Genomic DNA, 20426 nt, shown 5'->3' with positions numbered 1-20426 from the left:
ACAAAAACGGGCAAATCGCACCAATTCTTTTTAAAGAAGCTCTAATGGTGCGGTGACCTTCCTACACCGTCGCACCGTGCTGCGCGCGGCCGCCGGTGGCGCCCTGGCGGGGGCCGTCGGCGGCGGCGTCGCTGGCTGTGGCGAGGGCGGCCGGACCGTGGCCGCCGGGGCCTCGCCGCGTACGCCCGCGCCGACGACGCCCGCGCCGAGGGGCACGGGTGGCCGGCCCCGGGCCTCCGCCCCCACGCCGGGACCGCCGTTGCTGCTGCCCGGGCTGCCGCCGGGGTTGCCCGCACAGATCGAGAACGGTCCGCGCCGGGGCCGCGCGGTGGCGCTCACCTTCCACGGCCGGGGCGACCCCAAGTCGGCCACGGCGGTGCTCGCCGAGGCGGAGCGGGCCGGGGCGCGGGTGACCGTGCTCGCGGTCGGCGACTGGCTCGACGCCGAGCCGCAGATGGCCCGCCGGGTGCTGGACGGCGGGCACGAGCTGGGCAATCACACGATGCGGCACCTCGCGGTCTGCTCGATGCCCGAGAAGGCCGCCTACGCGGAGATCGCCGAGTGCGCCGAGCGCCTGCGCAGACTGACCGGCGGCGTCGGCCGCTGGTTCAGGCCGTCCCGCGCGCGGCGGGCGACCGACCAGGTGGTGAGGCTGGCGCGAAAGGCCGGTTACCCCCACGTCCTGTCGTACGACGTGGACTCTCTCGACTTCACCGACCCGGGTGCGGAGGTGGTCCGGCGTACCGTGTTGAACGCGGTCCGGCCGGGGTCGGTGGTGAGTCTGCACTTCGGGCACGCCGGCACGGTCGCCGCGATGCCCGCGATCCTCGACGGCTTGCACCGCCGCGGCCTGCGTGCGGTGACGACTACGGAGCTGCTGACCCGATGATCCAGTTCTCGCATCACCGCCTTGGCCCCCGACTCCGCTCCCGCCTCTTCCGCCTCGTCCGTCTGTCCTGCCCCGGCTCCGGTGCCCGTGGGCGGGGGGCCCGCAGAGTCGCGCTGTTCACGGCCGTCGGCGCGCTGCTGGTGGCCGGCTGCGGCGGGCCGAGCAAGGACGAGGCGGCCGACCAGCAGCCGCACGGTGCGCAGGGCGCGGCGCGGGGGGTTCCGCAGGGGCTCCCCGGGATGCCGCCCCTGCTGGACCCGAACGACCTCTACGCGGCGGACCGCCCCAACGCGCTGTCGCCGGTGGTCAAGGACTTCCCGTCGCGGGTGTACGTACCGAACACGGAGTCGGACTCGGTCAGCGTCATCGATCCGAAGACGTACAAGGTGATCGAGACGATTCCGGTCGGCGAGCAGCCGCAGCACGTGGTGCCGTCGTGGGACCTGAAGACCCTGTGGGTCAACAACGACCGCGGCCACACGCTGACCCCGATCGACCCGGCCACGGGCAAGGCCGGGAAGCCGGTGGACGTGCACGATCCGTACAACCTCTACTTCACCCCGGACGGCAAGTACGCGGTGGTGATGGCGTCGATGGATCGTGAGCTGGTCTTCCGTGACGCGCACACGATGAAGCGGATGAAGACCGAGCACGTGGACTGCCTCGGGGTGAACCACGCGGACTTCTCGCCGGACGGGCGGTACTTCATCGTCTCGTGTGAGTTCTCGGGGGAGTTGCTGAAGGTCGACACGGCGCGGATGAAGGTGATCGCCAAGCAGAAGCTGCCGTTCGACGGGGCGATGCCTCAGGACGTGAAGATCTCTTCGGACGGCAAGACCTGGTACGTGGCGGACATGATGGCCGACGGTCTGTGGGTGCTGGACGGGGACAAGTTCACCGAACCGTCGCTGATGCCGACGGGCAAGGGCGCCCACGGCCTGTACGTGAGCCGGGACTCGAAGTCGATGTACATCTCCAACCGCGGTGAGGGTTCGATCTCGGTGCTGGACCTGCCGAGCCGCAAGCTGGTGAAGAAGTGGGAGCTGCCGGAAGGGGGCAGCCCGGACATGGGCGGGGTGTCGGCGGACGGCAAGGTGCTGTGGCTGTCGGGCCGGTACAACAGCGAGGTCTACGCGATCGACACGGAGGACGGTCACCAGATCGCCAAGATCCCGGTGGGGGCCGGTCCGCACGGGCTGGCGGTGTACCCGCAGCCCGGGCGGTACTCGCTGGGCCACACCGGCATCTTCCGGTGAGGCCCGGGCCTCGGTCGTCGTCGCCCTCTCAGGCGTTGTAGACGTCGGCCTGGCGCGGTGTGGGGTCCTGCACCGCGCCGCTGAGGAAGGTGGCGCGGTTGCCGAACCGCTCGGTGCTGACGCCGTGGTCGGCGAGGACGCCCAGGGCCGCCTCGTGGACGACGCGGAGCACGGGCGTGGCGGCGCGCATGGCGTCGTCGGCCATGAAGCGGTGGCGCCAGGGTTTGTCGGCCCAGGCGTGGCGGAGGCCGAACGGCTCGGGGAGGACGAGCTTGCCGCCCCAGTGCTCCAGGAGCGGGGGGTACCAGGTGAGGGGGGCGCGCGCGGCGAGGCGGACGACTTCCTTGACCGGGACGACGGGGAGGGTGAACTCCCGGGTCTCCCAGAACTTGACGGCCTTCTTGACGGTCTTCGTCCGCTTCTTGGGCCGGTCGTTGAAGAGCGGGTGGGTGGGGCCGAGGGCGTGGCCGGTGACCTCGATGCGCAGGGTCTTGTGCAGGACGGTGACGTTGATGAGCAGGGTGATGACCAGCTGGCCGTCCCAGAGGGTGAACTGGACGCCCAGGTAGTGCCGGTCGCCGCTACCGAAGTGCTGCTTGTCGCAGATGTCCTGCAGCTGGCTGCCCCGTACCTGGTAGGAGTCGCCGCCGGTGCCGCCGGGGCGTGAGACCGAGCCGGCGCCTTCGCCGATGGGGGAGACGACCCAGTGCTCGACGTGGGGGGCGGTGAGGCCGCCGGCGTTGATGGGGGTGCGTTCGAGGAGCTTGAGCTGGTCGTGGGCGGCGCGGACGATGTCCCAGCTGCGGAAGGGGTTGATGCCCTTGCCGGGGTCGGCGGGGACGATCTCCTCGGCGAGCTGCCAGCTGCCCCAGCGGGTGCCCATGCCGAGTATGCCCTTGGGGCCGGCGTAGAAGACGACGTTGCTGCGCTGCTCGGCGCTGAGCCGCTCCAGGTTCTGGCGCAGCTGCTCGGCGGTGCTGTGGCCGGGGTCCCGGGGGACGGCTTCGGGGATCTTGGCGGCGATTCCGCTGCCGTCGAGGAGGCCGTTCCAGCGTTCGCGGAGGTCCTTGGCGGTGCGTTCGCAGGTGATCTTGGCTGCGTAGCCGCCGATGAGGGGGACGATGAGCATGGCGCGCAGGTAGATGCCCCAGAAGCCGTCGACCGGCATCTTGATCATGAAGATGACGGCGATGACGCCGAGGGCGGCCAGCAGGACGGTGCCCAGGATTCCGGCGCGCTTGTCCTGGGCTCCGGCGAGGCTGCGGCGGAGCTGGAAGACGCCGAGCCACAGGAGCACGCCGGGCAGGAAGAGCAGTCCGAAGACCACCATGATGACGGTGAGCCGGGAGTCGCGCTGCTTGCGGATGCGGGAGGCGGCCAGGCAGTGCTCGACGATGACCTGGGGTTCGAGGCCGAAGGACTGGATGAGCGGTTTGCGGCCGCTGGCCAGCATGCGCTGCTGCACGGCGCGCGAGAAGGCTTCGCCGAAGTCGGGCTCGAAGAGGGAGATGCGGGGTTTCTTGACCTCGGAGGTGGCCCAGTCGGAGTTGGCCTTGAGCAGCTGGTCGACGGGGCCGTCGCGGTAGGCCGCGGAGGCCAGGGCCTGGGTCGCCGCGGTGCCGCCGGCGCCGCCGGAGACCGGGATCTGCGCGCCCGGGCTGAAGTCGATAGCGTCCCCTGCTGCCACTGCTGCCCCCAATGCCGTGCACGTCCGGTGTGCCGGCTTGCTCCCGACTACCGCCCACGGCTTGCGTCATGGGCCGCATGCTCAGCGTAGTGGTGTGCGGTGCCGCCTGTCGTGGGAGATCGGAAAGCCGCTCGCCCCGGGTGAGTTGGGGCGAGCGGCTTGTTAACTATGCTCCGTTTTCCGCCTGTTCGCGAATGCGGTCCGCGAGCTGGGGCGGCATGGGTTCGTGCCGGGCGTAGGAGCGGCTGAACCGCCCGGTGCCGTGCGAGAGCGAGCGCAGGTCGACCGCGTAGCGCCCGATCTCGATCTCGGGCACCTCGGCGCGGACGAGCGTGCGGCCCGCACCGGACTGCTCGGTGCCGACCACCCGGCCGCGCCGGCCGGACAGGTCGCTCATGACCGGTCCCACGTAGTCGTCCGGCACCAGGACGCGTACGTCCGCCACCGGTTCGAGGAGGTGGATGCGGGCCTCCGCGGCGGCCTCGCGCAGGGCGAGCGCGCCGGCGGTCTGGAAGGCGGCGTCGGAGGAGTCCACCGAGTGGGCCTTGCCGTCCAGGAGGGTGACCCGCACGTCGACCAGCGGATAGCCGGCGGCGACGCCGCGGGCGGCCTGGGCACGCACGCCCTTCTCGACCGAGGGGATGAACTGGCGGGGCACGGCGCCGCCCACGACCTTGTCGACGAACTCGATGCCGGAGCCGCCGGGCAGCGGTTCGACCTCGATCTCACAGATGGCGTACTGGCCGTGGCCGCCGGACTGCTTGACATGGCGGCCGCGGCCGCCCGCCCGGGAGGCGAAGGTCTCCCGGAGGGAGACCTTGTGGGGCACGATGTCGACCTGGACGCCGTAGCGGGTGCGCAGCCGCTCCAGGGCGACGTCCCGGTGGGCCTCGCCCAGGCACCACAGCACGACCTGGTGGGTCTGCGGGTTCTGTTCCAGCCGCATGGTCGGGTCCTCGGCCACCAGCCGGGCCAGGCCCTGCGAGAGCTTGTCCTCGTCCGCCTTGCTGTGTGCCTGGATGGCGACGGGCAGCAGGGGGTCCGGCATCAGCCAGGGCTCCATCAGCAACGGGTCGCTGCGGTCGGAGAGGGTGTCGCCGGTCTCGGCCCGGGTGAGCTTGGCGACGCAGGCGATGTCACCGGCGATGGCCTGTGCCAGCTGGCGCTGGTGCTTGCCGAAGGGTGAGGAGAGGGCGCCGATGCGTTCGTCGACGTCGTGGCTCTCATGGCCGCGGTCCTCCAGGCCGTGGCCCGAGACGTGCACGGTCTCGTCGGGGCGCAGGGTGCCGGAGAAGACGCGGACCAGGGAGATCCGGCCGACATAGGGGTCCGAGGCGGTTTTGATCACCTCGGCGGCCAGGGGGCCCGCGGGGTCGCAGGCGAGGGCCGGGCGCGCGGCGCCGTCGGGGGTGGTGACGGCGGGGGCGGGATGGTCGTACGGGGTGGGGAAGCCGCCGGTGACGAGCTCCAGCAGTTCCACGGTGCCCAGGCCCTGGCGGGCGCCCTCGGCCGCCGGCGCGGCGGCGAGGACGGGGTGGAAGCTGCCGCGCGCGACGGCTCGCTCCAGGTCCTCGATGAGGGTCTTGACGTCGATGTCCTCGCCGCCGAGGTAGCGGTCCATGAGGGTCTCGTCCTCGCTCTCGGCGATGATCCCCTCTATGAGCGCGTTGCGGGCCTCCTCGATCCTCGGCAGCTGCTCGGGGTCGGGCTCGCGCTCGGTGCGGGTCCCCGAGGAGTAGTCGAAGACGCGCTGGGTGAGCAGCCCGATGAGCCCGGCGACGGGGCGGTGCCCGTCGGCTCCCTCGGCCCCGTGCAGGGGGAGGTAGAGGGGGAGCACACTGTCGGGGGAGTCACCGCCGAAGGCGGTGCGGCAGGTCTCGGTCATCTCGTCGAAGTCGGCGCGGGCCGCCTCCAGGTGCGTCACCACGATGGCGCGGGGCATGCCGACCGCCGCGCACTCCTCCCACACCATGCGGGTCGCGCCGGTGATGCCTTCGGTGCCCTCCGCCGCCGAGACGACGAAGAGGGCCGCATCCGCTCCCCGCAGACCGGCCCTCAGCTCGCCGACGAAGTCGGCGTAGCCGGGGGTGTCCAACAGATTGATCTTGATGCCCGCCCATTCGACGGGCACCAGCGACAGCTGCACCGAGCGCTGCTGGCGGTGTTCGATCTCGTCGTAGTCCGACACCGACGCGCCGTCCTCCACGCGGCCGGCGCGGTTGACCGCGCCCGTCGCCAGGGCCAGCGCCTCGATCAGCGTCGTCTTTCCCGAACCACTGTGGCCGACCAGCACCACGTTGCGAATGTCGCCCGGCCGGTCGGCCGTCACTGCTCTGCCCGCGGCCCCTGGGTGTGTGGTGGTCTTCTCGCCCATGTGTCTCGCCTCCCGGTCGTCGACACCTGCGGTCCTTCGAGCTTTCCACCGTGGTCACGCTGCGTCCATACGTCGCACACGCGGGTGCAACCGTCCGCCCCCTGGGGGGAGCGCCCGCGGGCTTGCGGCGGCCGGGGAGCGACGGTGTGCGCGGAGCGCCCGGGCGGCCTGGCTACGATGGGCCAGCCGGTGGCCTTCCGACCACCCGGCCCGCTCACGACCCTCCGGGAAGGCCATGCTGAACAAGTACGCGCGTGCTTTCTTCACGCGTGTTCTCACGCCGTTCGCCGCCCTGCTCATTCGCCTGGGCGTCAGCCCCGACGCGGTGACCCTCATCGGTACCGGTGGTGTGGTGGCGGGCGCACTGGTCTTCTACCCCCAGGGGGAGTTCTTCTGGGGCACGGTGGTCATCACCCTGTTCGTCTTCTCGGATCTGGTCGACGGCAACATGGCCCGCCAGCTGGGCCGCTCCAGCCGCTGGGGCGCCTTCCTCGACTCGACCCTCGACCGGGTCGCCGACTCGGCGATCTTCGGCGGTCTGGCCCTGTGGTACGCCGGGCGCGGTGACAGCCTGATCGTGTGCGCGGTGGCCATCTTCTGCCTGGCCAGCGGCCAGGTGGTCTCGTACACCAAGGCGCGCGGCGAGAGCATCGGCCTGCCCGTCAACGTCAACGGCCTCGTCGAGCGCGCCGAGCGGCTCGTGATCTCGCTGGTGGCCTGTGGCCTCTCGGGGCTGCACGCCTTCGGTGTCCCGCACATCGACAAGCTCCTGCCCATCGCGCTGTGGATCGTGGCCGTCGGCAGCCTCGTCACCCTGATCCAGCGCGTGGTCACCGTCCGCCGGGAGTCCGCTGAGGCGGACGCCGCCGTGACGGTGGGCGGGGGCGAGACCGGGTGAAGGAGCGGCTGACCGACGCGCTGTACGGACTCGGGTGGGGCACGGTCAAGACCCTGCCGGAACCCGTGGCTGCCGCACTGGGCCGGCGGATCGCCGACACGGCCTGGCGGCGGCGCGGCGCGGGCGTGCGCCGTCTGGAGAGCAACCTCGCCCGGGTCGTACCCGACGCCGGGCCCGCGCGGCTGTCCGAGCTGTCGCGGGAGGGCATGCGCTCCTACATGCGCTACTGGATGGAGTCCTTCCGTCTGCCGGCCTGGAGCAAGGAACGCATCCGCACCGGCTTCGCCCCGCAGGACCTCCACCACCTGGAGGAGGCCCTGGCCAGCGGCCGCGGCGTGGTCCTCGCGCTGCCCCACATGGGCAACTACGACCTTGCCGGCGCCTGGGTCACCACCCGCCTCGGCGTCCCCTTCACCACCGTGGCCGAGCGGCTCAAGCCGGAGACGCTCTACGACCGCTTCGTGGCCTACCGCGAGGGCCTGGGCATGGAGGTCCTGCCGCACGCCGGCGGCAGCGCCTTCGGCACCCTCGCCCGCCGCCTGCGGTCCGGGGGCCTGGTCTGTCTGGTGGCCGACCGTGATCTGTCCTCCTCCGGGATAGAGGTCGAGTTCTTCGGTGAGGCGGCCAAGATGCCCGCCGGCCCGGCCATGCTCGCGGTGCAGACCGGCGCCCTGCTGCTGCCGGTGACCCTCTGGTACGACCAGTCGCCGGTCATGCGGGGCCAGGTCCACCCGCCCCTGGAGGTGCCCGCGTCCGGCACCCGCGCGGAGAAGGCGGCCGTGATGACCCAGCACCTGGCCGACGCCTTCGCCTCGGGCATCAAGGAACACCCGCAGGACTGGCACATGCTCCAGCGGCTGTGGCTCGCCGATCTCCACCGGCCGCCCCGGCCCGCCTCCGACCAGAGCCCGGGAACGGAGAAGCCTTGAGGATCGGGATCGTCTGCCCGTATTCGTGGGACGTACCGGGTGGCGTGCAGTTCCACATCCGTGACCTCGCCGAGCACCTCATCCGGCTGGGCCACGAGGTGTCGGTCCTGGCGCCGGCCGACGACGACACGCCCCTGCCGCCCTTCGTCGTCTCGGCGGGCCGCGCCGTGCCCGTGCCCTACAACGGCTCGGTGGCCCGTCTGAACTTCGGCTTCCTCTCCGCCGCGCGCGTGCGCCGCTGGCTGCACGAGGGCGACTTCGACGTCATCCACATCCACGAGCCCACCTCCCCGTCCCTGGGCCTGCTGTCCTGCTGGGCCGCACAGGGGCCCATCGTGGCGACCTTCCACACCTCCAACCCCCGCTCCCGCGCCATGATCGCGGCCTACCCGATCCTCCAGCCCGCCCTGGAGAAGATCAGCGCGCGCATCGCGGTGAGCGAATACGCCCGCAGGACCCTGGTCGAGCACCTGGGCGGCGACGCCGTGGTCATTCCCAACGGCGTCGACGTGGGCTTCTTCGCCGGGGCCGAGCCCAAGCCGGAGTGGCAGGGCGGAACCATCGGCTTCATCGGCCGGATCGACGAGCCCCGCAAGGGCCTGCCCGTGCTGATGCGCGCCCTTCCCGCCATCCTCGCCGAGCGCCCCGGCACCCGGCTCCTCGTGGCCGGGCGCGGTGACGAGAAGGAGGCCGTCGCCGGGCTGCCCCCCGAGATGCGGGCCAGCGTCGAGTTCCTCGGCATGGTCAGCGACGAGGACAAGGCCCGACTGCTGCGCAGCGTCGACGTCTACGTGGCGCCCAATACGGGCGGCGAGTCCTTCGGCATCATCCTCGTCGAGGCCATGTCAGCCGGAGCTCCCGTGCTCGCCAGCGACCTCGACGCCTTCGCCCAGGTGCTCGACCGGGGTGCGGCGGGCGAGCTGTTCGCCAACGAGGACGCCGACGCCCTCGCCACCGCCGCCGTCCGGCTCCTCGGCGCCCCCGAGCGCCGGGCCGAGCTGAGCGAGCGGGGCAGCGCGCACGTGCGCCGCTTCGACTGGTCGACGGTGGGCTCCGACATCCTGGCCGTCTACGAGACGGTGACGGACGGCGCAGCCTCCGTCGCCACCGACGAACGCATCAGCCTGCGCGCCCGCTTCGGCCTCGCCCGGGACTAGGGGGGCCCTGGGCCGAGCCGGACCGGGCGCGGGAGGCGGTCGCCCCGGGCCGGGCCGGCGAGCCGGCGCCCCGGTCACGTTGGGTCGGCCGGGCCACCACCCCCGTGGGCGGCCCGGCCGTGCTCATGGGCGGACGGCTACCTCCGCCTGCGGCTCCTCGGCGACGGCACGCACCCCGAACAGGGATATCCCGTGCCGCGCGTGGAAGCCACGGCTGCGCCGGACGGTGATCACGGCCACCAGCCCCAGCAGCGCGACCGACTGGAACCGGCCTATCACCGGGACCACATCGACCGGCAGCGTCAGCGCGGCCACCGTGCTGAGGGCCGCGTCCAGCAGCTGCCCACAGCCCCACACCACCGTGAGCCCCCGCAGCGCCTCGCGGAACTCGGGCCGGTCCCGCCAGGCCAGCTCCGCCGCCTCGGCGCCCGCCCGGTCCCGCAGCGCCCCGCCGAAGGTGAAGGCGAAGGGCCGCGAGACCCCCAGCGTGCCGAGGATCCACAGCCCCAGCACCGCCGGCAGCCCGGCGTCCTTCAGCAGCAGCACCCGCGGATCGCCGCTGATCAGGGAGGTGGCCGCCGATATGGCCAGCAGCACGACCACGAGGAAGTCGAAGAACTCCACGCGGCGCCGCACGACCGCGCTGCCCAACGCGTGCGCCGCCGGTATCACGCCGCTCAACAGCAGCGCCTGCCACTGCGCCGTGCCCTGGGCCCGCAGCGCGTAATACAGCGCGAGCGGGAGGAGCACATTGACGGACAAGGGGACGAGGAGCGCGCGAGTGGAGCGCGCTCCATGCGATGCCACGGTTCCCATCGGTGCCTCCGCTACCCGGTCCGGCGAGCCGGCCCCAAGCCCTTCCGCCCGGCTTGCCGCCCGCCCGTCGTCTCCGGCTCTCCATCCGACCCGCTGTCGGCCTCTGCCTCGAAGTTAGGGCCGGGCCGGGTGCAGACGGATCGGAGCCAGGGTCGGTTCTCCGCCCGGCGCCCTCCACCCGCGTCTCCACCCCGAGGTGGAGACGTCCCGGCCCGGTACTGTGACCCGGCGTGACCACTTTGATCTGGATCGCGGCCGCCCTGGTCCTCATCGGCATCTACCTGAGCTGGACCGCGGGCCGCCTGGACCGGCTGCACAGCCGCATCGACGCGGCCCGCGCCGCCCTGGACGCCCAGCTGCTGCGGCGCGCCTCGGTCGCCCAGGAGCTCGCCACCGCCGGGGTCCTCGACCCGGCGGCCTCGATCGTGCTCTACCAGGCCGCCCACGCCGCACGGCAGGCCGAGGAGGAGCACCGCGAGGTGGCCGAGAGCGAGCTGAGCCAGGCGCTGCGGGCGGTCTTCGCGGAGACGCCGCAGGTCGAAGAGGTCCGGCAGGCACCCGGCGGCGAGGAGTCGCTGGAGGAGCTGACGCAGGCCGTGCGCCGGGTGCCGATGGCCCGGCGGTTCCACAACGACTCGGTCCGGGCGGCCCGGGCGTTGCGCAGGCACCGCAAGGTGCGCTGGTTCCGGCTGGCGGGGCACGCGCCCTTCCCCCTGGCCTTCGAGATGGACGACGAGCCTCCGCTCGCGCTCGGCGACCGCAACGGCCGCTGACCGCCGGCCGACGGCCGAAGCACGCGGAGACGGCGTCGGCGAGCCACAGGTCAGCGGCGCCGGTGACCCGGTCAACGGCACCGGTGGGCCACGCGGCCGGGGCACCGCGAGCCCTTTCGGCGGCGGCACCGTGAGTCGTGTCGGCGGGGGCAGGGCGCCGGGACCCCGCCCTGGCCAGGGCGCCGGCCTCGCCGACCGCGTCCGCGACGCCCGCGCCGATCAACCGGCGACAAGCCACCGTCCTTGAATTGGCCCTTTTTTCGAGCCACCCGAGGTCGGTTTGATGACCCTGCAGCATCACCGCCCTTGATTAGTGAGGTCACATCGTGTCCACTTCCACCACGCCCCAGACTCCCGAGACCGGCACCGCGCGCGTCAAGCGCGGCATGGCCGAGCAGCTCAAGGGCGGCGTGATCATGGACGTCGTCAACGCCGAGCAGGCGAAGATCGCCGAGGACGCGGGCGCGGTGGCGGTCATGGCCCTGGAGCGGGTTCCGGCCGACATCCGCAAGGACGGCGGCGTGGCCCGGATGTCCGACCCGAACATGATCGAAGAGATCATCGGCGCCGTCTCCATCCCGGTCATGGCCAAGTCCCGCATCGGCCACTTCGTCGAGGCCCAGGTCCTGCAGTCCCTCGGTGTCGACTACATCGACGAGTCCGAGGTCCTCACCCCCGCGGACGAGGTCAACCACTCCGACAAGTGGGCCTTCACCACCCCCTTCGTCTGCGGCGCCACCAACCTGGGCGAGGCCCTGCGCCGCATCGCCGAGGGCGCGGCCATGATCCGCTCCAAGGGCGAGGCCGGCACGGGCAACGTCGTCGAGGCCGTGCGTCACCTGCGTCAGATCAAGAACGAGATCGCCAAGCTGCGCGGCTTCGACAACAACGAGCTGTACGCCGCCGCCAAGGACCTGCGCGCCCCCTACGAGCTGGTCAAGGAGGTCGCCGAGCTGGGCAAGCTGCCCGTCGTGCTGTTCTCCGCCGGTGGTGTGGCCACCCCGGCCGACGCCGCGCTGATGCGTCAGCTGGGCGCTGAGGGCGTCTTCGTCGGCTCCGGCATCTTCAAGTCGGGTGACCCGGCCAAGCGCGCCGCCGCCATCGTGAAGGCCACCACCTTCTACGACGACCCGAAGATCATCGCGGACGCCTCCCGCAACCTGGGCGAGGCCATGGTCGGCATCAACTGCGACACCCTGCCCGAGGCCGAGCGGTACGCCAACCGCGGCTGGTAGTCCCGGCCGGCCCACGCAGTCTCCTCCCGGCAGGGCGGTCCGCGGCACCCGCCGCGGGCCGCCCGCCGCCGGTCGTACACCTGAGAGGTCCTCACCGTGTCCACCCCCACCATCGGCGTCCTCGCCCTCCAGGGCGACGTGCGCGAGCATCTCGTGGCCCTCGCCTCCGCCGACGCGCTGGCCCGGCCGGTGCGCCGCCCCGAGGAACTGGCCGAGGTCGACGGCCTGGTCATCCCCGGCGGCGAGTCCACCACGATGTCCAAGCTGGCGGTCGCCTTCGGCATGCTGGAGCCGCTGCGGGAGCGCGTCCGGGCCGGCATGCCTGTCTACGGCACCTGCGCCGGCATGATCATGCTGGCGGACAAGCTCCTGGACGGACGCGAGGACCAGGAGACCCTCGGTGGCATCGACATGATCGTCCGTCGCAACGCCTTCGGCCGGCAGAACGAGTCCTTTGAGGCGTCCGTCGAGATGGCGGGCGTCGAAGGCGGCCCCGTCGAGGGCGTGTTCATCCGTGCCCCGTGGGTCGAGTCCGTGGGTGCCCAGGTGGAGGTCGTCGCCACCTACGACGGCCACACGGTCGCCGTCCGGCAGGGAAACGTGCTGGCCACGTCCTTCCACCCGGAGCTCACCGGCGATCACCGGGTGCACGCGCTGTTCGTGGACATGGTGCGCGCGGCCCAGTAGCGGGATCCCGGTAGGATCTCTGTCGTTCGTTACGGATTTGGTTACGCGAAGGAGACAGGCGGATGTCCGGCCACTCTAAATGGGCTACGACGAAGCACAAGAAGGCCGTGATCGACGCCAAGCGCGGCAAGCTCTTCGCGAAGCTCATCAAGAACATCGAGGTCGCGGCCCGCATGGGTGGCGTCGACATCGAGGGCAACCCGACGCTCTACGACGCCATCCAGAAGGCGAAGAAGCAGTCGGTTCCCAACAAGAACATCGACTCCGCGGTCAAGCGCGGTGGCGGCCTCGAGGCCGGCGGCGCCGACTACGAGACCATCATGTACGAGGGCTACGGCCCCAACGGCGTCGCGGTCCTCATCGAGTGCCTCACCGACAACCGCAACCGCGCCGCCTCCGACGTCCGCGTCGCCATGACCCGCAACGGCGGCTCGATGGCCGACCCGGGCTCGGTGTCCTACCTGTTCAACCGCAAGGGCGTCATCATCGTCCCCAAGGGCGAGCTGACCGAGGACGACGTCCTCGGCGCCGTCCTGGACGCCGGTGCCGAAGAGGTCAACGACCTCGGCGAGAACTTCGAGGTCCTCAGCGAGGCCACCGACCTGGTCGCGGTCCGCACCGCGCTCCAGGAGGCCGGCATCGACTACGACTCGGCCGAGGCCAACTTCGTCCCCACCATGCAGGTGGAGCTGGACGAGGAGGCCGCGCGCAAGATCTTCAAGCTCATCGACGCGCTCGAGGACAGCGACGACGTCCAGAACGTCTTCGCCAACTTCGACGTCTCCGACGAGGTCATGGCGAAGGTCGACGCCTGACGCGACCGGCCGGCACGGCCGGTCGACGGATCCGGTGACGACGGGCCGACGGGAAGCCTCCCGTCGGCCCGTCGTCCTGTCGGTACGGGGCGTTGTCAGTGCCGGCCGATAGCCTGCCGGAACAGTTGACCGATGGGAGGGGCGCGATGCGCGTACTGGGCGTGGACCCGGGGCTGACGCGATGCGGGATCGGCGTGGTCGAGGGCGTCGCGGGCCGGCCGCTGCGCATGCGGGGCGTCGGAGTCGTCCGCACCCCGGCGGACGCGGAGGTCGCCGACCGCCTCGTCCTCATAGAGCGCGGCATCGAGCAGTGGCTGGACGAGCACCGCCCCGAATACGTCGCGGTGGAGCGGGTGTTCAGTCAGCACAACGTCCGTACGGTCATGGGCACCGCCCAGGCCAGCGCCGTGGCCATGCTGTGCGCCGCCCGCCGCGGGCTGCCCGTCGCCCTCCACACCCCCAGCGAGGTCAAGGCCGCCGTCACCGGCTCCGGCCGGGCCGACAAGGCACAGGTCGGCTCGATGGTCACCCGGCTGCTGCGGCTCGACGCGCCCCCCAAGCCGGCGGACGCCGCCGACGCCCTCGCCCTGGCCATCTGCCACATCTGGCGCGCCCCGGCGGCCGGCCGGCTGCAAGAGCTCGCCGCGGCCCACCGCCGCACCACCGCTCCCGTACGACTCCCGAAGGGCACCCGATGATCGCCTTCGTCTCCGGCCCCGTCGCGGCCCTCGCCCCGGACACCGCCGTGGTCGAGGTCGGCGGCGTCGGCATGGCCGTCCAGTGCACGCCGGGCACCCTGGCGGGGCTGCGCGTCGGCCAGCACGCCAAGCTCGCCACCTCCCTCGTGGTCCGCGAGGACTCCCTGACTCTCTACGGCTTCGCCGACGACGACGAGCGGCAGACCTTCGAGCTGCTCCAGACCGCCAGCGGGGTCGGGCCCCGCCTCGCCCAGGCCATGCTGGCCGTGCACAGCCCCGACGCCCTGCGGCGGGCCTTCGCCGCCGGCGACGAGAAGGCGCTCACGGCCGTGCCGGGCATCGGCAAGAAGGGCGCCCAGAAGCTGCTGCTGGAGCTCAAGGACCGGCTGGGGGAGCCGGTCGGCTCCGCCCGGCCCGCCGGCGCGCCGGCTGCCGCCGCGTCCGGCTGGCGCGACCAGCTGCACGCGGCGCTGGTCGGTCTGGGGTACGCGGCGCGCGAGGCCGAGGAGGCCGTCACGACCGTCGGACCGCAGGCGGAGGCCGTCCTCGCCGAGGGCGGTACGCCTCAGGTCGGCCAGCTGCTCCGGGCCGCCCTCCAGACGCTGAACCGGGCCCGCTGAGCCCTGCCCCTTCCCGCACCCGGGGCCCGGCCCCGGACCGGTCCTCGCCAGGCCGGACGGCCTCCGCAGCCGCCGGCCGAGGACAAGAAGCGACCGTGAGGTTTCACCCGTGAACTGGGACGACGAGTCCGCATACGCCACACCCCCGGCGGGCGACCGCCTCGTCGGCACCACCGCCGACGGCGAGGACCAAGCCGTCGAGGCCGCGCTGCGCCCCAAGGACCTCGGCGAGTTCATCGGCCAGGAGCGCGTCCGCGAACAGCTGGACCTCGTCCTCAAGGCCGCCCGCGCCCGCGGGGCCACCGCCGACCACGTCCTGCTCTCCGGCGCCCCCGGCCTCGGCAAGACCACCCTCTCCATGATCATCGCGGCGGAGATGGGCGCCCCCATCCGCATCACCTCCGGCCCCGCCATCCAGCACGCCGGCGACCTCGCCGCCATCCTGTCCTCCCTCACCGAGGGGGAGGTGCTCTTCCTCGACGAGATCCACCGCATGTCCCGGCCCGCCGAGGAGATGCTCTACATGGCCATGGAGGACTTCCGCGTCGACGTGATCGTCGGCAAGGGCCCCGGCGCCACCGCCATCCCCCTGGAGCTGCCGCCCTTCACCCTGGTCGGCGCCACCACCCGGGCCGGCCTGCTGCCGCCCCCGCTGCGCGACCGCTTCGGCTTCACCGGCCACATGGAGTTCTACGCGCCGGCCGAGCTCCAGCGCGTCGTCCACCGCTCGGCCCGGCTGCTCGACGTGGAGATAGACGAGAAGGGCGCGGCGGAGATCGCCGGCCGTTCCCGGGGCACCCCCCGCATCGCCAACCGCCTGCTGCGCCGGGTCCGCGACTACGCCCAGGTGAAGGCCGACGGAGTGATCACCCAGGAGATCGCCGCCCAGGCCCTCCAGGTGTACGAGGTCGACGGCCGGGGCCTGGACCGGCTCGACCGCGCCGTGCTCACCGCGTTGCTCAAGCTCTTCGGCGGCGGCCCCGTCGGCCTGTCCACGCTCGCGGTCGCGGTGGGGGAGGAGCGCGAGACGGTCGAGGAGGTCGCCGAGCCGTTCCTGGTCCGCGAGGGCCTGCTCGCCCGTACGCCCAGGGGCCGGGTGGCCACCCCGGCGGCCTGGTCGCACCTGGGCCTGGTGCCGCCCCAGCAGGGCGGGGGCCGGGCCGGGGCGGGCGGGTCCGACCAGCACGGTCTCTTCGGGGAGTGACGGCGCGTGGACTGGTCCGGCCAGGAACCACGGTGCCATGCTGGGCGTTGTTCCATAGGTGCGGGCTCGCTTAGACTCCGCCGATGCCGTCCGTATGTGCGGCATACCACCCCCGTAGACCAGGCCGCGCCCCCAGCGGTCGTGTGAAGGAAACCCCGTCCCGTGAATATCGTGACTCTCCTGCCGTTCATCGTGCTTATCGGGGCCATGTTCCTGATGACCCGGTCGGCCAAGAACAAGCAGCGCCAGGCCGCGCAGATGCGCAACGAGATGCAGCCGGGTACCGGTGTCCGGACGATCGGCGGCATGTACGCCACCGTCAAGGAGATCAACGAGGACACGGTCCTGCTGGAGGTCGCCCCGGGCGTCCACGCGATCTACGCGAAGAACGCCATCGGCGCCGTCCTCGAGGACGCCGAGTACAACCGCATCGTCCACGGCCTGGAGCCGGAGGACGCCCCGGTCGTCCCGGACGACGCCTCCTCGCTGACCGACGCCGACGCGCCGGCCGAGAAGAAGATCGACCTCGGCAAGGACGCCGCCCCGGCCGCCGCTGACGAGGCCGGCAAGGCCGACAAGGCCGACGAGAAGTCCGCCGAGGCCGAGGCGCAGCCGAAGGACGTCAAGCGCGACGGCGACACCGACGCGAAGTAACCCTCTTCCGGAACCGCGGAGCACCCACCGAGCGGTGCGCCGCGGTTCCGTTACGGTCTAGGCTCCGGCGGGGGGCACGTCCCCACAACACTTCGTGGCCGCCCGGCGAACACCCGACGCCCGGGCGGTTGGACAGGGAGAAACGACAAGGTGGCAGCACCGAAGAAGGGCCGCAGGTCCCCGGGCGGCCAGGGCAGGCCGGGCAGAGTCCTGGCCCTGATCCTGATCGCGATGGTGGCGCTCACCGGGGGGATGTTCGCCTCCGGGCACGCCACGCCGCGGCTGGGCATCGACCTGGCGGGCGGCACCAGCTTCACGCTGGAGGCCAAGAACGAGCCCGGCAAGCCCAACGCGATCAACGAGACCAACATGAACACCGCCGTCGGCATCATCGAGCGGCGTGTCAACGGTCTCGGCGTGACCGAGGCAGAGGTCCAGACGCAGGGCAGCAAGCACATCATCGTGAACATCCCCAAGGGGACGAACGCGACGCAGGCTCGCCAGCAGGTCGGTACCACCGCCAAGCTCGGCTTCCGGCCGGTCCTGACCTCGACCGCCGGCGTCAAGGCTCCCGAGCCCGCGCCCAGCGCCTCCTCCGACGCCGGCAAGGACAAGGACAAGAGCAAGGAGGACGGCAAGGCCAAGCCCTCCGGCTCCGCCTCCCCGTCCGCCAGCACCCAGGGCCGCCCGGTGACCGACGCCCTGAAGGCCGACGGCACCCCGTCCCCGAAGGCCACCGCCTCCGTGTCCGGCGAGGACGCGAAGAACGGCCAGCCCTCCGCCAAGCCGTCGGACAAGGGCGACAAGAAGTCGCCCGAGCCCACCCCGTCCACGGGTGACACGGCCGCGCTTCAGAAGCAGCTCGACGCCCTGGACTGCTCCACCAAGGAAGGCCGCGCCAAGGCGAACGAGGCTGCTGCCGCCGCCAAGACGTCCGACCCGATCGTCGCCTGCCGCAAGGACGGCCAGGTCAAGGAGATCCTCGGCCCCGTGGCCGTGGAGGGCGCCAACGTCAGCGGCGCCAGCGCGGTCTTCGACACCCAGCAGGGCAAGGGCTGGCTCGTCCAGCTGAAGTTCGACTCGACCGGCTCCAAGAAGTTCGCCCAGGTCACGGGCCAGCTGGCCAGCAAGCCGGCGCCGCAGAACCAGTTCGCGATCGTCCTCGACGGCGAGGTCGTCTCCGACCCGTCCGTGAGCAGCTCGATCACCGGCGGCCAGGCGGAGATCTCCGGCGGCTTCACCCAGCAGAGCGCCCAGGACCTGGCCAACGTGCTGTCCTACGGTGCCCTGCCGCTGTCCTTCGACATCGTCACCGAGACCACGGTGACCGCCGCCCTCGGCGGTGAGCAGCTGCGCGCCGGCCTGATCGCCGGTGCCATCGGCCTCGCGCTCGTCGTGCTGTACCTGGTGATCTACTACCGCGGCCTCGCGCTCGTGGCGCTCGCCAGCCTCCTGTGCTCGGCGATCCTCACCTACACGATCATGGTCCTGCTGGGCACGGCCATCGGCTTCGCGCTGAACCTGCCGGCCGTCTGCGGCGCCATCGTGGCCATCGGCATCACCGCCGACTCCTTCATCGTCTACTTCGAGCGCATCCGTGACGAGATCCGCGAGGGCCGCAGTCTGCGCCCCGCCGTCGAGCGCGGCTGGCCGCGCGCCCGCCGCACGATCCTCGTGTCGGACTTCGTCTCCTTCCTCGCCGCCGCGGTGCTGTTCGTCGTCACCGTCGGCAAGGTGCAGGGCTTCGCGTTCACCCTCGGTCTGACCACGCTCCTCGACGTCGTCGTGGTCTTCCTCTTCACCAAGCCGCTCATGACGCTTCTCGCCCGCCGCAAGTTCTTCGCCAGCGGCCACCCCTGGTCGGGCCTCGACCCCAAGCGGCTCGGCGCCAAGCCGCCGCTGCGGGCCTCCCGCCGCCGTCCGTCCGCCCCCGTCGACCCGAAGGAGGCGTGAGATGTCGCGACTCGGCACCATCGGCGCCCGGCTCTACCGCGGTGAGGTCGGCTACGACTTCGTCGGCAAGCGGAAGATCTGGTACGGCATCTCGATCCTCATCACCATCACGGCCATCGTCGGCCTGGCGGTGCGCGGCCTGAACATGGGCATCGAGTTCTCCGGCGGCGCCGTCTTCACCACCCCCAAGACCTCGGTCTCCGCCGAGGCGGCCAAGCGCACCGCCGAGGACGCCTCAAGCCACCAGGCCATCGTCCAGAAGCTCGGCGACGGCACCCTGCGCGTCCAGGTCAGCGAGCTGACCACCGACCAGTCCCGGACGACCCAGCAGGCCCTGGCCAAGAAGCTGGCCGTGCCGCTGGAGAAGGTCAACACCGACATCGTCGGGCCCAGCTGGGGCGACCAGATCGCCAACAAGGCCTGGACCGGCCTCGGGGTCTTCATGGTCCTCGTGGTGATCTATCTGGCGATCGCCTTCGAGTGGCGCATGGCGCTGGCGGCCCTGATCGCGTTGATCCACGACCTCACCATCACGGTCGGCGTGTACGCGCTCGTGGGCTTCGAGGTCACCCCGGGCACCGTGATCGGTCTGCTGACCATCCTCGGTTACTCCCTCTACGACACCGTCGTCGTCTTCGACGGTCTCAAGGAGAGCTCGAAGGACATCACCAAGCAGACCCGCTTCACCTACAGCGAGATCGCCAACCGCAGCCTCAACGGCACGCTGGTGCGTTCCATCAACACCACCGTGGTGGCGCTCCTGCCGGTCGCCGGCCTGCTGTTCATCGGCGGCGGTTTCCTCGGCGCGGGCATGCTCAACGACATCTCCCTCGCCCTCTTCGTCGGTCTCGCGGCCGGCGCGTACTCCTCGATCTTCATCGCCACCCCGCTGGTCGCCGACCTCAAGGAGCGCGACCCGCAGATGCAGGCCCTGACCAAGCGGGTGCGCGCCCGTCGCGCGGCCGACGCCGCCAAGGCCGACTCCGCCGGTGCCGCCGCCTCCCCCGAGGAGAGCGACGAGCAGGACGAGGACGAGCCGCAGGACGCCTCCCCGGCCGGGCTCGTCGGCCAGCGCCGCCAGCCCACCGGTCGTGGCCGCGGCGGTCGCGGCGGCCGCCCGCAGGGCAAGCGCCGATGAGCGCCACCCGCGCCTCGGGCGCCGACCAGGACCTGCGGGACCTGCTGCTCAGCCGGATCCACGACGTCCCCGACTATCCGAAGCCGGGCGTGATGTTCAAGGACATCACCCCGCTGCTCGCCGACGCCGAGGCCTTCGGCGCGCTGACCGACGCGTTCGTGGCGCTCTGCGCGCACCACGGGGCGACCAAGGTCGTGGGCCTGGAGGCCCGTGGCTTCATCCTGGCCGCCCCCGTCGCCGTCCGCGCGGGGCTCGGCTTCGTGCCCGTGCGCAAGGCCGGCAAGCTCCCCGGAGCCACGCTGGCGCAGTCCTACGAGCTGGAGTACGGCACCGCCGAGATCGAGATGCACGCCGACGCCCTGGACGCGGGTGACCGGGTCCTGGTCATCGACGACGTGCTGGCCACCGGCGGCACCGCCGAGGCCTCGCTCCAGCTGATCCGCCGGGCCGGCGCCGAGGTGGCGGGCGTCGCCGTGCTGATGGAGCTGGGCTTCCTGCCCGGCCGCGCGCGCCTGGAGTCCGCCCTGGCCGGCGCGCCCCTGGAGGCGTTGATCACGGTCTGACGGGCACGGCCGCACGGCCCACGCCCCGCGGCGGGCACCGGGGAAGTCCCCGGTGCCCGCCGCTGTTGTTCCTGATGCCG

At 72.0% G+C, this 20426-nt stretch carries 19 protein-coding genes; 16 read left to right on the top strand and 3 right to left on the bottom strand.

What is annotated here, in order from left to right:
* Positions 1-52: 52 nt before the first annotated feature.
* Both CYQ11_RS05275 and CYQ11_RS05270 read left to right on the top strand, forming a co-directional pair.
* Positions 53-889 carry a polysaccharide deacetylase family protein gene (locus CYQ11_RS05275; RefSeq protein WP_099197687.1) on the top strand — a complete coding sequence of 279 codons (837 nt, stop codon included), beginning with the start codon at positions 53-55 and terminating at the stop codon, positions 887-889.
* Positions 886-2145 (top strand): YncE family protein, encoded by a 1260-nt coding sequence (locus CYQ11_RS05270; protein ID WP_398781074.1) that lies wholly within the window; start codon positions 886-888, stop codon positions 2143-2145. The genes CYQ11_RS05275 and CYQ11_RS05270 overlap by 4 nt, the downstream gene beginning before the upstream one ends.
* Positions 2146-2173: 28 nt before the next feature.
* Here CYQ11_RS05270 and CYQ11_RS05265 read toward each other — a convergent pair whose 3' ends face one another.
* Positions 2174-3844 carry an AbeC-like domain-containing protein gene (locus CYQ11_RS05265; RefSeq protein WP_099197686.1) on the bottom strand — a complete coding sequence of 557 codons (1671 nt, stop codon included), beginning with the start codon at positions 3842-3844 and terminating at the stop codon, positions 2174-2176.
* A 154-nt stretch (positions 3845-3998) separates the two neighbouring features.
* Positions 3999-6206 (bottom strand): elongation factor G-like protein EF-G2, encoded by a 2208-nt coding sequence (locus tag CYQ11_RS05260; RefSeq protein ID WP_099197685.1) that lies wholly within the window; start codon positions 6204-6206, stop codon positions 3999-4001.
* 235 nt (positions 6207-6441) lie between these two features.
* On the opposite strand from CYQ11_RS05260, the gene pgsA reads away from it, so the two are divergent.
* Genes pgsA through CYQ11_RS05240 form a run of 3 tightly spaced genes read left to right on the top strand, consistent with a single transcriptional unit; the run spans position 6442 to position 9190 of the window.
* Positions 6442-7104 (top strand): phosphatidylinositol phosphate synthase, encoded by a 663-nt coding sequence (pgsA, locus tag CYQ11_RS05250; RefSeq protein ID WP_099197683.1) that lies wholly within the window; start codon positions 6442-6444, stop codon positions 7102-7104.
* Positions 7101-8033 carry a phosphatidylinositol mannoside acyltransferase gene (locus CYQ11_RS05245; RefSeq protein WP_099197682.1) on the top strand — a complete coding sequence of 311 codons (933 nt, stop codon included), beginning with the start codon at positions 7101-7103 and terminating at the stop codon, positions 8031-8033. The genes pgsA and CYQ11_RS05245 overlap by 4 nt, the downstream gene beginning before the upstream one ends.
* Positions 8030-9190, top strand: coding sequence for a glycosyltransferase family 4 protein (locus tag CYQ11_RS05240; RefSeq protein WP_099197681.1), 1161 nt, complete (start codon positions 8030-8032; stop codon positions 9188-9190). Before CYQ11_RS05245 ends, CYQ11_RS05240 begins: the two co-directional genes overlap by 4 nt.
* A gap of 123 nt (positions 9191-9313) precedes the next feature.
* Here the strand turns inward: CYQ11_RS05240 and CYQ11_RS05235 are convergent, their stop codons facing one another.
* On the bottom strand, positions 9314-9952 hold the full coding sequence (locus CYQ11_RS05235) for a VC0807 family protein (RefSeq protein WP_240003143.1): 639 nt from the start codon (positions 9950-9952) through the stop codon (positions 9314-9316).
* A 284-nt stretch (positions 9953-10236) separates the two neighbouring features.
* Between CYQ11_RS05235 and CYQ11_RS05230 the strand changes: the two genes are divergently transcribed.
* The 11 genes from CYQ11_RS05230 (at position 10237) to CYQ11_RS05180 (ending at position 20346) form a co-directional block, all read left to right on the top strand.
* Positions 10237-10779: a hypothetical protein gene (locus CYQ11_RS05230; RefSeq protein ID WP_099197679.1), complete on the top strand. Its 543-nt coding sequence runs from the start codon at positions 10237-10239 to the stop codon at positions 10777-10779.
* A 323-nt stretch (positions 10780-11102) separates the two neighbouring features.
* Positions 11103-12014, top strand: coding sequence for a pyridoxal 5'-phosphate synthase lyase subunit PdxS (gene pdxS, locus CYQ11_RS05225; RefSeq protein WP_181143826.1), 912 nt, complete (start codon positions 11103-11105; stop codon positions 12012-12014).
* A gap of 96 nt (positions 12015-12110) precedes the next feature.
* Complete coding sequence (pdxT, locus tag CYQ11_RS05220) at positions 12111-12701, top strand: pyridoxal 5'-phosphate synthase glutaminase subunit PdxT (RefSeq protein WP_099197677.1); 591 nt, start codon at positions 12111-12113, stop codon at positions 12699-12701.
* Positions 12702-12763: 62 nt separating this feature from the next.
* Complete coding sequence (locus tag CYQ11_RS05215; RefSeq protein WP_099197676.1) at positions 12764-13516, top strand: YebC/PmpR family DNA-binding transcriptional regulator; 753 nt, start codon at positions 12764-12766, stop codon at positions 13514-13516.
* A 146-nt stretch (positions 13517-13662) separates the two neighbouring features.
* Positions 13663-14214 (top strand): crossover junction endodeoxyribonuclease RuvC, encoded by a 552-nt coding sequence (gene ruvC / locus CYQ11_RS05210; protein WP_099197675.1) that lies wholly within the window; start codon positions 13663-13665, stop codon positions 14212-14214.
* Positions 14211-14834, top strand: a complete 624-nt coding sequence (ruvA, locus tag CYQ11_RS05205) for a Holliday junction branch migration protein RuvA (protein ID WP_099197674.1) — start codon at positions 14211-14213, stop codon at positions 14832-14834. Before ruvC ends, ruvA begins: the two co-directional genes overlap by 4 nt.
* Before the next feature lie 109 nt (positions 14835-14943).
* Positions 14944-16038, top strand: a complete 1095-nt coding sequence (ruvB, locus tag CYQ11_RS05200) for a Holliday junction branch migration DNA helicase RuvB (RefSeq protein ID WP_099197673.1) — start codon at positions 14944-14946, stop codon at positions 16036-16038.
* A gap of 162 nt (positions 16039-16200) precedes the next feature.
* Positions 16201-16692: a preprotein translocase subunit YajC gene (gene yajC / locus CYQ11_RS05195; RefSeq protein ID WP_099197672.1), complete on the top strand. Its 492-nt coding sequence runs from the start codon at positions 16201-16203 to the stop codon at positions 16690-16692.
* A gap of 150 nt (positions 16693-16842) precedes the next feature.
* Positions 16843-18645 (top strand): protein translocase subunit SecD, encoded by a 1803-nt coding sequence (gene secD, locus CYQ11_RS05190; RefSeq protein WP_104650964.1) that lies wholly within the window; start codon positions 16843-16845, stop codon positions 18643-18645.
* Between the two features lies 1 nt (position 18646).
* Positions 18647-19783, top strand: coding sequence for a protein translocase subunit SecF (secF, locus tag CYQ11_RS05185; protein WP_099197671.1), 1137 nt, complete (start codon positions 18647-18649; stop codon positions 19781-19783).
* Positions 19780-20346 (top strand): adenine phosphoribosyltransferase, encoded by a 567-nt coding sequence (locus CYQ11_RS05180; protein ID WP_099197670.1) that lies wholly within the window; start codon positions 19780-19782, stop codon positions 20344-20346. The genes secF and CYQ11_RS05180 overlap by 4 nt, the downstream gene beginning before the upstream one ends.
* The last annotated feature ends 80 nt before the right edge of the window (positions 20347-20426 follow it).

Source organism: Streptomyces cinnamoneus, assembly GCF_002939475.1.
In the GTDB taxonomy this organism is placed as follows: Bacteria; Actinomycetota; Actinomycetes; order Streptomycetales; family Streptomycetaceae; genus Streptomyces; species Streptomyces cinnamoneus_A.
The sequence above is the reverse complement of the archived record's forward strand: the minus strand, read 5'-3'. Positions and strand labels throughout refer to the sequence as shown.